This window comes from Chryseobacterium sp. WG23 (genome assembly GCF_024586575.1).
In the GTDB taxonomy this organism is placed as follows: domain Bacteria; phylum Bacteroidota; class Bacteroidia; order Flavobacteriales; family Weeksellaceae; genus Chryseobacterium.
Genome location: NZ_JALCZE010000003.1, coordinates 226,002 through 238,708 on the forward strand (window position 1 = coordinate 226,002; position 12,707 = coordinate 238,708).

Here is a 12,707-nt window from a genome sequence, read left to right on the forward strand (position 1 = left end):
TCAATGAATACTCCTTCACATCAGATCGGCTGGAAAACAGCTGCAGCTATTGTGGTTTCCAATATGATAGGAACCGGAATTTTTACAACACTGGGATTTCAGTTGTCTGATATTACAAATACCTACAGCATCTTTCTGCTATGGAGTATTGGTGGAATTCTGGCATTATTCGGGGCTTTTTGCTATGCCGAATTAGGATCTCATTTTAAAGGAAATGGGGGTGATTTCATCTATCTCAAAGAAACCTATCATCCGTTATTCGGATACCTTATCAGCTGGATATCTTTGATTATTGGTTTCTCTTCCCCGGTGGCTTTAGCGGCGTTAGCCATGTCAAAATATCTCTCAGTATTTCAATACACGTTTGGAAATGGTTTTGCCATCGCAGTGATTTTTATCGTAGCGGCTGCCTTATCCTTTAGTTTAAAAGCTTCAAGTAGATTTCATAATTTTTTCACGTTAATCAAAATCACTTTTATTATCGTTTTGGTTATTTTGGGTGTAGGACTTTCAGAATCTGCCCAAATGGGAAACGGTCTTAACTTCAGTGACAGCTGGCAGAATGAAATCATGCTTCCTGCTTTTGCTACTTCTCTGGTTTTTGTTACCTATTCATATACCGGTTGGAATTCAGCATCTTATATTGCCGGAGAGATCAAGGATGTACAGAAAAACCTTCCCAAATCTCTGATTATAGGAACTGTTTTTGTGACAGTAAGCTATATTTTAGTCAATTACATTATGCTGAAGCACGCTTCAGTGGATCAATTGGCAGGAAAAGAGGATGTAATGGGTGAAGCTGCGGTTAATATGCTGGGCTCTGCCTTTGGAAAAATAGTGAATATCTTTATTGCCTTACAACTGATTGCAACCATTAGTGGCTATTTATGGGTAGGTTCGAGGCTTACTCAGGCTTTTGCGAAGGATACTTATCTGTGGGAACCTCTTTCAGCAGGCAATAAAAAAGGAATCCCGGTAAGAGCTGTTTTTGCTCATGCTGTTATTGCTTCGGTAATTATTTTAACAGGAAGTTTTAAAGAGATTTTCGTTTATACAGCATTCATTCTTCAGTTATTTGCCAGTCTGGCTATTTCTACAGTATATTTTCTTAAAAAAGAAGACCGGAAAATATTTAAATCCAATGCTTTTTATATTTTCCCCACTGTTTTTTTACTGTTCAGTATTTATATCCTTTATTTTACTTTGATTCACAATCCTAAGGAAAGTTGTATTGGGTTGGGAATTGTAGCAGTAGGAATTACATTGTACTTAATCGATAGAAAACTTTCTAAAAGGAGTAAGCCGGAAACTGATGATTCCAAAAGTGAATAAGTGAATTTGTAAATTGACCTTCTGATATTGTACTCTATTGTTCAAAAATTTATGCTGATTTGTAATTTTAATTTTGAATTAATAATCCTTATCTTTGCACCCACAAAAATTCTATAATGTCTAAATCATTAATTCCAAAATTAGAAGCTATAAAACAGAGATATAATGAGGTTGCAGACCTTATTATACAGCCTGATGTCATTTCAGACCAAAAAAGATATTCTTCTTTGAACAAAGAATATAGTGATTTGGGTAAAATTGTAAAGGTTTATGATCAGTACAAAGGAGCCTTGGATGCTATTGAAGAATCTGATGAGATCATTGCTGATGGTTCGGATAGAGATTTGGTAGATCTTGCAAAAGAAGAAAAATTAGAAGCCCAGGCTAAGATTCCCGGTTTGGAGGAAGAGCTGAAAGTATTGCTTATTCCTAAGGATCCTGCAGATGACAAAAACATTATTGTAGAATTACGTGCCGGAACCGGAGGTGATGAAGCAGCTATTTTTGTGGAAGATATCTACAGAATGTACTCCATGTACTTTAAAACAAAAGGTTGGAGACATGAAGTGACAGATTCTAATGAAGCTGCAAAAGGCTACAAAGAACTGATCATGAAGGTGGAAGGTGAAGGTGTTTACGGAATTATGAAATTCGAATCAGGAGTTCACCGTGTACAGCGTGTACCGGAAACAGAATCTCAGGGAAGAGTTCATACCTCTGCCATTACCATTGCTGTTTTACCTGAAGCTGAAGAAGTGGATGTAGAGATTAACCCGGCTGATATTGAAATGCAGACTTCACGTTCAGGAGGTGCAGGAGGTCAGAACGTTAACAAGGTTGAAACTAAAGTTCAGCTTACACACAAGCCTTCAGGTCTTGTAGTGGTTTGTCAGCAGGCCCGTTCTCAGCTCGCTAACCGTGAATTGGCAATGGAAATGCTTCGTGCCAAATTATATGATATCAAATTGCAGGAAGTTCAGGGAGATATTGCCGCTCAGAGAAAAACAATGGTTTCTACAGGAGACCGTTCTGCAAAAATCAAAACATACAATTACCCCCAGGGAAGAGTAACGGATCATAGAATCAATAAATCTATGTATAATCTTGATGCCTATATGAATGGAGATATTGCAGAAATGATAGATGCTGTAATCATGGCGGAAAATGCAGAAAAGATGAAAGGAGAAGAAGAAAATTATTAAAATATTTAAAAATAAAAGTAAAGCCTCCGATTTTTTGGAGGCTTTGTTTTTTCCAAATCAACAACATATCATAAAATCGAACTATGAAAAACTACAAAATTATTTTATTTGTGTTACTTACCATGCTGGGTAACTACGCTACAGCTCAGACAGAAGTAAAAAAGCCGGCAGAAGCTTTTGAATTATTTTTTGGCGCTTTTGTAAATAACGACGATGCTTCAATTGGTAAGCTTAATGATTATTTAAGACCTACGGTAGAAGGGCAGGATGCTTATCAGGTTAACTTTAAAGAAACCTCTGAAGAAATGATTAAGACGACTGCAGAAAACTTCCTGACAGCTTTCCCTAAAACAGTAGCCTCAACCTGTAAAAAAGAAGCTGAAGATTACTTTAGAGTGATGTTTGACAACTTCAGAAAAGGAAAACTTACCGTTAAAAATGTGAAAGTGGTTGCTAATGAATATATTAAAGACCAAAAGATTGCTCAGGTAAGCTATAATGTAAGCTTTAAAGTTCCTTCAAAATTAGCACCGGAGCCTGCAGAAAATCCACAGAAAGTAAAAGCGGAAGATTTGAAAAAATATCTGGTTCAGGCTGTTCAGGATTTTAAAAATGCAGATAAAACAGTAAGCATTGATCAGGAGTTTAGTTTATATGAGCTTAAAGAAAACAATAAAATATATTACTGGAACGGTAGCCCGGATGAGATTGTTACCAATCTGACTGATTTCTATTTTGACAGTTTCGGATCAAAAGAATAATGATCAAGAATGTATTGAAGAGTAAAAGGCCCTGTTTTTTCGGGGCTTTTTTTATTTCGCCTACTTTACGTATTTTTGAGAAAACCGTTCACTATGAATTTTAAACCTTTATTATTAACTGCTGGAGTTCTGTTTTCAGCATCTTTTTATTCTCAAAAAATGAATTATCCTAAAGCATTAAAGGGAAGCCAGACTGATACCTATTTTGGGAGTGCTGTAGCTGATCCTTTCAGAGATTTGGAAAATGATTCGGCACCTACCAAAAAATGGGTGGATGAAGAAGTAGCTTACAGTCAGAATTATCTTTCAAAAATTCCATTCAGAGATAAAATTAAAGATCAACTGAGAGAGATCTGGAATTATGAAAAAATTTCAGCCCCTTTCAAAGAAGGAGATTATACATATTATTCTAAAAACGATGGTTTACAGGCACAGTCTGTTTTGTACAGAACAAATAATAAAACCAAAGCAACAGAAGTATTTTTAGATCCTAATAAATTTTCAGAAAAAGGAACAACTTCACTTTCTAACTTGTCATTCAACAAAAAAGGAAACCTTGCAGCCTATTCTATCTCTGAAGGAGGAAGTGACTGGAACAAGATTATTATCATTGATGCGGTCACTAAAAAGCAGATTGATGACACCCTTCTGGATGTGAAATTCAGTGGTATTTCGTGGCAGGGAGACGAAGGTTTCTATTATTCAAGCTATGATAAACCAAAAGAAGGAACGGTGCTTTCTGGGATGACGGATAAACATAAGGTATATTTTCATAAATTGGGAACCAGGCAGTCTGAAGATAAGCTGATTTTCGGTGGCGAGAAAACCCCAAGAAGATACCTGGGAGCAAGTGTTTCTGAAGATCAGAGATTTCTGATTATTTCTGCAGCCAACGCAACCAATGGAAATGAGTTGTATATCAAGGATTTAAAGAATGGAGGAGACTTTGTACAAATTACAAAAGGATTTGATATTAATGCCAGTATTGTAGATACGCAAGGTGACGATCTTTTTATATTCACGGATAAAGATGCTCCGAATATGCGTCTTGTGAAAACCTCCATAAAAAACCCGGCTCCTGAAACATGGAAAGATGTGATTCCACAAACGGAAAATGTATTGGGGATTACCCAGGGAGGAGGATACTTCTTTGCTACGTATATGATTGATGCCATTGATCAGGTAAAACAATTTGATAAGACAGGAAAATTAATCAGGGAAATAGCACTTCCAGGAAAAGGTAATATTTCCGGTTTTGGAGGAAAAGAAAAGGAAAAAGAGGTATATTATTCATTCAGTAATTATATCACACCGGGAACCACTTATAAATTTAATGTAGATTCCGGTAAATCTGACGTATACCAAAAGCCGAAAGTGAAGTTTAATCCTGAGGATTATGTTTCTGAACAGGTATTCTATACTTCTAAAGATGGTACAAAGGTTCCTATGATGATTAACTATAAAAAGGGAACTAAACTTGATGGTAAAAATCCTACTATCCTATATTCTTATGGAGGTTTTAACATCAGCTTACAGCCTTCTTTCTCTGTAGTGAATGCCATCTGGATGGAAAATGGCGGTATTTATGCCGTTCCAAATATCCGTGGCGGGGGTGAATATGGAAAAAAATGGCATGATGCCGGAACCAAAATGCAGAAAAGAAACGTTTTCGAAGACTTTATTGCTGCTGGAGAATACCTGCAAAGTAAAGGTTATACTTCAAAAGAATATATGGCTCTTTCAGGAAGATCAAACGGAGGACTATTGGTAGGTGCTACCATGACTATCCGCCCGGATTTAGCAAAAGTAGCATTCCCGGGAGTAGGCGTTTTGGATATGTTGAGGTATAATAAATTTACTGCCGGTGCCGGTTGGGCCTATGACTATGGTACAGCAGAAGACAATAAAGAGATGTTTGAATATCTTAAATCATATTCTCCGGTTCATAACGTAAAAGCGGGTACTTGCTATCCTTCTACCATGATTATTACAAGTGATCATGATGACAGGGTAGTTCCGGCACACTCATTCAAATTTGGAGCAGAGCTTCAGGATAAGCAGGCTTGTAAAAATCCAATTTTACTGAGAATAGAAAAAAATGCAGGACATGGAGCAGGAAGATCTACAGAACAAGTAATTGCTGAAAATGCAGATCTTATATCGTTTGCTTTGTATGAGATGGGAATTAAGAAATAATACATAAATAATAAAAAATAACAAAAACGGCTGATTTTATTAAAATTAGTCGTTTTTTTTCGATGTTACCTTAGTTGTAATTAGTATTTTTACGATGGATATTTAAAGTTTACTAATTTTTATTCAATTAAGTAATTATGAAAAAAAGAATTTTACTAGTTTGTGCACTAGCGGCTGGGCTGTCCAGTTTTAATGCACAGAGGTGGACGCCTGCATCGCAAAGAACGTCCGAAATCAGAAAAGAAGTAGAAGTTCAGCATTCTTATAGACTAGATTTACAGTCTCTTAGGAATGTTTTAAAAGATGCTGTAGAAACAGGAAAAGGAGCTCAGGCAGTGATTGTTTCTCTTCCTACAGCAGAAGGGAAAATTGAAAGATTTGCTGTATACAGTGATCCTGTAATGGAGAAGTCTCTGGCAGACAGATACCAGTTAGGGTCTTATATGGGAGTGGGGGTAGACGATCCGTCTAAATATTTAAGATTTAGTACCTCCCCTACAGAAATGCAGTCTATGATCATTAAAGATGGAAAATTCCAGTTTATTGAGCCTATTACTTCAGACAAACAAACATATGGTGTTTTCTATAAAACAAAGAGAACGGAAGGAGAACATGGGTTTGAATGTACAACAGAAGAGAAAAGCATTAAAGATATAAAGTCATTAGAAGCTTACGGAAAAAAAAACCTTTCTAATGTAAATGTTGGGATTACCAATAGGCCTGCAAGTACAAAATTCAGAACGTATAGATTGGCTCTTTCCGCATCAGGAGAGTATACCCAATATTTTATGAACCAGGCAGGGGTGCCCGCTACTGCTACAGATGCTGAAAAAAGAGCTCCTGCACTCGTAGCGATGAATAATACAATGACCCGTGTAAACGGAATTTTTCAGAAAGATTTTGGTATTAAAGCTTTGATCCAGGACCTTCCTAATATCATATATATTGATCCTGCTTCAGACCCTTATACAGGAAATTTAAATTTACAACTTCAGCAGACATTAACGGCACAAGTTGGAAATGCAAATTATGATATGGGGCACGTATTCAATGCGGCAGGAGGTAACGGTAATGCGGGAGGTATAGGAACCACATGTACTAATCCTGCAACTGCAACTTCTTTAGCAAAAGGTTCTGCTTTTACACAGAATACAACTCCAACTGGAGATGCTTTTGATATAGATTATGTAGCTCATGAAATGGGACACCAGTTAGGAGCAAACCATACATTCTCACACAACTCAGAAGGATCAGGAGTAAATATAGAACCAGGTGGTGGTACTACCATCATGGGATATGCCGGAATTACAGGAGATAATGTACAGAACTTTACGGATGCCTATTTCCATTATTCCTCTGTGAACCAGGTGTTAAACAAGCTGGATAGCAAGACAACATGCGGGGTATGGCAGGATATAACAACCAATACAGCTCCGGTAATTTCACCTCTTACTGCTTATAGTATTCCTAAAGGTACTGCTTATTATCTGGATGCTGCAGCTACAGATGCTGACCCTATTAAATATACGTGGGAACAGTATGATAGTGTTGATCGCAATCATTCAATATCTGGAGATACGGGTTGGGGATATAACGCTCAGGGAGCATTGACAAGATCTTATTTTGGAACAGCAAGTGGAAGAAGATATTTTCCTAGCCTTCCTATAGTGATGTCAGGAAATCTAACAGATAAAGCGAAATGGGAAAGTGTTTCTTATATTCCAAGACTACTTAAATATGCTGTGACTGTTAGGGATGAAAATGCTACCCCAATGTTAGTGTCTGCTGAAACTACGGTAGATGTTAAAGCGGATGGTCCTTTCAAATTTAAAGGTCTTACTGAAGCTACAGTATTATACAATAATGCTGCTAATACAATTTCATGGGATGTAGTGAATACTAACTCTGCACCGTACAACGTAGCTAACGTAAAAATAGAATATACAACGGATCTTGTAAACGGATCTTCATGGACAGAGCTTGTAGCTTCTACTCCTAATACAGGAAGTTATACTGGCCAAATCCCTTCTGGTGTTACGGGTCCTATTAAATTAAAAATTTCTGCAATTGGAAATATATTCTATGCAGTATCTCCAAAAGTTACCATTGGTACTGCTCCAACTTCAACTACAGATGCGCCAACCGGAGTATCTGCCATCGCTGCGGATATATTGAAAAACACTGCTGTTGTAGGCTGGAATAGTGTTCCTGGTGCTACCTATTCTATTAATTATAGAAAAGCAGGAGTTACCAACTGGACAAATACTACGAGCCCTACTAATTCTGTATTGCTAAGCGCTCTTGAAGATGAAACTAATTATGAAGTACAGGTGGCTGCCGTAGTAAATTCTGTCCCAGGAACATTTTCTTCTAACTATACCTTTAAAACTAAAGGATTAAGAACAGGAGCTGATTATTGCTTAATGAGCACTGGTGGAAATAGTTTTGCAAGCTTTACACTTAACAGTGGTTTGGCTAAATTAAACGTAGCTAATTTAGCTTACTTAGATGCAACCTATAAGAGTATCTTCAGAACTTATTTAGATTTCAGTGAAGATGCTACCAAAGTGATTAATCTTACCCAGGGAACACAATATACATTGTCTTACATTGATATAGGTAACGAGATCGGAGATGCAAGTTATCCTGATATTGTAGAGGTATGGATAGACTACAACAGAAATGGTGTTTTCGAAAGTACAGAGAAAATTGGATCTAAAAGTGGTACTCCTGATGCGAATTCTCTGCATGCAGGAACAATAACATTTACTGTCCCTGGTGATACCTATTCAGGAGATAAAACTTTAAGAATGAGAGTAGCAAGTACTTCTTTTGTTGATGCAGGTGGACCATGTGGTAGCCCGTCTTACATGGAAGGAGGACAAATCTATTCAGCTGGTTCATTTAAAGATTTCCCGGTTAAAATTGCAGGTAACCTGGCAGTAGGTGAAGTAAACAATACAAAAACATCTGAAGTATCTATCTATCCTAACCCTGCTGATACCTTTGTAGAAGTGAAAAACCTTAAAGGTAAAGCGGATTACAAAATCTATTCTGCGGACGGTAGATTGGTTCAGGAAGGTAAGATTGAAGGAAGAATCAACGTTGCTTCATTAATCAAAGGAATGTATGTAGTGACAATCAAAGACGAGAAAAATACGTACAATACGAAGCTTATCAAAAAATAAACAAAACGTATATCAACATAGACCGGGCATTTGTCCGGTCTTTTTTTTGTGGCTAAGTTTTAGATCAATAGAATGTTAACAGAAGTTTTGTGTTTCATTCAAAAAAATTAACTTTACGCAGACAAAAATTATTGGAATGCGAAAGACAATTTCTGTGAAAAAGCCGGATTTTAATGTATTGCCTCAGGAAAGAGAAATATACAATTTTGAAAAAGACGGATTGGAGCTTAAGTCATCTTATGAAAAAAAAGATGTAAAAGATGAATCTTTAACACAGACTTCTCCGGGAATTGAACCTTTTCTGAGAGGCCCGTATTCCACGATGTACGTTCAGAAACCATGGACAGTCCGACAATATGCAGGATTTTCCACAGCAGAAGAATCCAATGCATTTTACAGAAGAAACCTGGCTGCGGGGCAAAAAGGACTGTCGGTTGCTTTTGACCTTGCCACCCACAGAGGATATGATTCCGATCATGCAAGAGTAGTAGGTGATGTAGGAAAAGCAGGAGTTGCCATAGACTCTGTGGAAGATATGAAAATCCTCTTCAACGAAATTCCTTTGGATCAGATCTCTGTTTCCATGACGATGAATGGGGCGGTGCTTCCTATTCTGTCTTTTTATATCGTTGCAGCAGAAGAGCAGGGTGTAAAACAGGAACTCCTTTCAGGAACTATTCAGAATGATATCCTGAAAGAATTTATGGTGAGAAATACCTATATCTACCCGCCGGCACCTTCCATGAAGATTATTGCTGATATCTTTGAATATACTTCACAAAATATACCCAAATTTAACTCGATATCCATTTCGGGATACCACATGCAGGAAGCCGGGGCTACTCCGGTACTGGAAATGGCATATACCCTTGCAGACGGTCTAGAATATGTACGAACGGGGATTAAAGCCGGCATGAATGTAGATGATTTTGCACCACGACTGTCATTTTTCTGGGCAATCGGGATGAATCATTTTATGGAAATTGCTAAAATGAGAGCTGCAAGGTATATCTGGGCTACGCTTTTAAAGCAGTTTAATCCTCAGAATCCAAAATCTTTAGCCTTAAGAACCCATTCACAAACTTCCGGATGGTCTCTGACAGAGCAGGAACCTTTTAACAATATTACAAGAACAGCTATTGAAGCATTGTCTTCAGCGTTAGGGGGAACACAGTCCCTGCATACCAATGCATTGGATGAGGCTATTGCTTTGCCTACAGACTATTCAGCGAAAATTGCCAGAAATACACAGATCATCCTTCAGCAGGAAAGTGGAATTTGTGATGTGGTAGATCCTATGGGAGGAAGTAATCTTGTAGAAAGCCTTACTCAGCAGATGATAGAAGAAGCGATGAGGTATATTGATGAGGTAGAGCAGGAAGGAGGAATGACTAAGGCCATTGAAGCCGGAATTCCCAAAATGAGAATTGAAGAGGCTGCTGCAAAAAAACAGGCTAAGATTGATAGTGGGGAAGAATTCATTATTGGTGTCAATTCATTCAAATCCTCATTGAAACAGGATGGAATAGAGATCCTGGATATTGATAACACAGAAGTTCGCAGAAAGCAGATCGAAAGATTGAATACCATCAAAGCAGAAAGAAACGCTGAAAATGTTGAACAGATTTTAAATGATATCCGTGAAAGCGCTAAAACAGGCAAAGGAAACCTATTGGCTTTGTGCATCGAAGCGGCAAAAAGAAGAGTTACTCTTGGCGAAATGAGTGATGCCATGGAGGAAACCTTCGGAAGATATAAAGCAAATATTAAAACAATCTCTGGTGTATATGCTATGAATGCCGGTAAAAACGAATATTTTGAAAAAGCCCTTGCCCTTACTCAGAAATTTGAAGAAGAAGAAGGCCGCCGTCCGAGAATTATGGTAGCCAAAATGGGCCAGGATGGGCACGATAGAGGAGCAAAAGTAGTAGCTACAGCATTTGCAGACATGGGGTTTGACGTTGATGTTGCTCCATTGTTCCAGACTCCGGAAGAAGTGGCAAAACAAGCCATTGAAAACGATATTCATATTCTGGGTGTATCTTCACTGGCTGCGGGACACAAAACATTGGTGCCACAGGTTGTAGAAGAGCTTTCGAAATTGGGAGCAGATGATATTACCATTGTGGTAGGAGGAGTAATTCCACAGCAGGATTATGAGTTTCTTTATGCCAATGGAGCCGATTTTATTTTCGGGCCAGGAACCAATCTTCCTAAATGTGCTGTGGAAATCTTAGAAAAATTTTTAAATTAACATTTTTTATAGAATAAGTGCACAACTTTTGTATAGTTTAAGTGAAAATTTCATTATGGCTTATACAGTAGTTTCAGTATTTCCGGTGACTGTAGATACAGAGGAAATTAAAAAGAATTTAAAAGAAAAAGGTTTTGATGAAGCAAATATTATTGTTTCAAAATCTAAGGTAGAAAGTGGATTATCAGCTGATCATTATCAGGAGGACGAACAAACAAAAGGATTTTTTGAATACGTTTTTGCCCACGATGCGGAAATGCTCGAAGCCTACCGTAAACACAGTATTGGCAGAAGCAATGTTATTGTGTATGCGGATGACCTTCAGCAGGCTAAGGTGGCTAAAACTGTTTTAAATGAAAATGGCGCGTTAGAAGTTTACCGTAAACCGTCAGAAGCCCGGGACACCATTCCTGAAGGAATGTCAGAAGAGGAATATAACGGGATCATTGCCAAAGCAAGACACAATATTTATTTCCTGGGATCAGAAAGAGTCTACCATTCCAATGAAGTTAAAGGAATGGAGGATGAGATGGACAGCTTAGGATCAAAAGATTAATCTCCCTATAAAGGAAAACCTGGATATAAAATATTCAGGCTCTTTTATTAAAAAAATTGAATATTCAGAAAAATTAATATATTTGCACCTGAAAATCAAGTTTAACCATTAAAAAAACAACGAAGCAATGTTCAGAACAAAACAGAATTCTACACTTGGATTGCCACTTATCGTGGTAAGGCTTCGCGGTTTGGTATACTCATAGAATAACAGTACAATGAAATATCAGAACCCGAAGTCGTAAAGATTTCGGGTTTTTTATTGCGCAATATTTCAAACTCACGTTTCCCCGAAATCTTTTCAGTGTCATTAAGGACAGAATGAAAGAATCTCTATGATTCAGATTCATGATGTTTATTATCATAAAATCATTCAACTAAAATTTAAGTTGAAAAAACAGATGCAGTACAAGTCATTATCTTTGATTTTGTATCAGATATCTGATGTCTTAAAATGGAAAATGATAACCTTCTGTTTTCTCGCCTTAGAAGCGCCAGAAGCAGGAAAAGAACAGTTAGAAAAGATATAATAAAGCAGATAAGAAAAAAGTATAAACGTAGTGAAGAGCTTTGGAGTATAAAAATAAATATTCCATGGATTCCTCTAGAGAATCCTTATCAAAGAGGATTTATAAGATTCTTTGTCGTTAGGGAGGATGTAATGAGATCCAAAGACGGAGAGCTTTTTGAAGGAATTTTGAAGAAAATCAATACCTCTATGTTTTCCGATAGCCGGCAGTTTCTTAAGAAGAAGAGAAAATTCGGTAAAAGAATATATGTAGAAAAAGAGCAGAAGCTTAAACGTGTTTCTTCCTGGTCCTGGAATGATCCAAAATTTGGACTCACTGTACAAGAGCGGCAATATTTTCTGAAATACGAAGAATATTGTCCTTATCGGAAATGCAACGAAGTGTACTACGAATTTATCGAGCCATGGAGGTTTATCTTAAGAGTAAGACCCCATATGATTACCCACTATAAGCCTATAGACTTTGAACTGGAAAAAGAATATGCGGAGTTGGAATCTTATGTAAAGCATCATAAAATTGCCGGAATTGTCCAGAAAACAATCTATGGCAAATCAAATTCATGGAGAACGAAAAAAGAAGACTTACATCTTATCAAAAGCAGGAGATATATTGCCTGCAGAATGTCTGCAACAGAGATTGCAGAAAGCTTTATGGACGATATAGGTCCTGCTATTATTTAAAACAAAAAC

The 12,707-nt window shown here is 37.3% G+C and carries 8 protein-coding genes; all 8 read left to right on the forward strand.

The window, feature by feature from the left end:
• Positions 1-3 precede the first annotated feature (3 nt).
• The 8 genes from MP477_RS06280 to MP477_RS06315 all read left to right on the forward strand — a co-directional run bounded on the left by MP477_RS06280 (position 4) and on the right by MP477_RS06315 (position 12,698).
• On the forward strand, positions 4-1,332 hold the full coding sequence (locus tag MP477_RS06280) for an APC family permease (RefSeq protein WP_257189637.1): 1,329 nt from the start codon (positions 4-6) through the stop codon (positions 1,330-1,332).
• A gap of 116 nt (positions 1,333-1,448) precedes the next feature.
• Positions 1,449-2,534 carry a peptide chain release factor 1 gene (gene prfA, locus MP477_RS06285; protein ID WP_047491851.1) on the forward strand — a complete coding sequence of 362 codons (1,086 nt, stop codon included), beginning with the start codon at positions 1,449-1,451 and terminating at the stop codon, positions 2,532-2,534.
• 83 nt (positions 2,535-2,617) lie between these two features.
• Entirely contained in the window at positions 2,618-3,295 is a 678-nt protein-coding gene (locus tag MP477_RS06290; protein ID WP_230032734.1) for a hypothetical protein, read from the forward strand.
• Positions 3,296-3,388: 93 nt separating this feature from the next.
• Complete coding sequence (locus MP477_RS06295; protein WP_373567408.1) at positions 3,389-5,491, forward strand: prolyl oligopeptidase family protein; 2,103 nt, start codon at positions 3,389-3,391, stop codon at positions 5,489-5,491.
• A gap of 137 nt (positions 5,492-5,628) precedes the next feature.
• Positions 5,629-8,679, forward strand: coding sequence for a reprolysin-like metallopeptidase (locus tag MP477_RS06300; protein ID WP_257189638.1), 3,051 nt, complete (start codon positions 5,629-5,631; stop codon positions 8,677-8,679).
• Between the two features lie 136 nt (positions 8,680-8,815).
• Positions 8,816-10,933, forward strand: coding sequence for a methylmalonyl-CoA mutase (gene scpA / locus MP477_RS06305; RefSeq protein ID WP_257189639.1), 2,118 nt, complete (start codon positions 8,816-8,818; stop codon positions 10,931-10,933).
• A gap of 55 nt (positions 10,934-10,988) precedes the next feature.
• Positions 10,989-11,489 carry a hypothetical protein gene (locus MP477_RS06310; protein WP_230032727.1) on the forward strand — a complete coding sequence of 167 codons (501 nt, stop codon included), beginning with the start codon at positions 10,989-10,991 and terminating at the stop codon, positions 11,487-11,489.
• A gap of 453 nt (positions 11,490-11,942) precedes the next feature.
• A complete protein-coding gene (locus MP477_RS06315) occupies positions 11,943-12,698 on the forward strand; it encodes a hypothetical protein (protein ID WP_257189642.1) in 756 nt (251 codons plus the stop codon).
• The last annotated feature ends 9 nt before the right edge of the window (positions 12,699-12,707 follow it).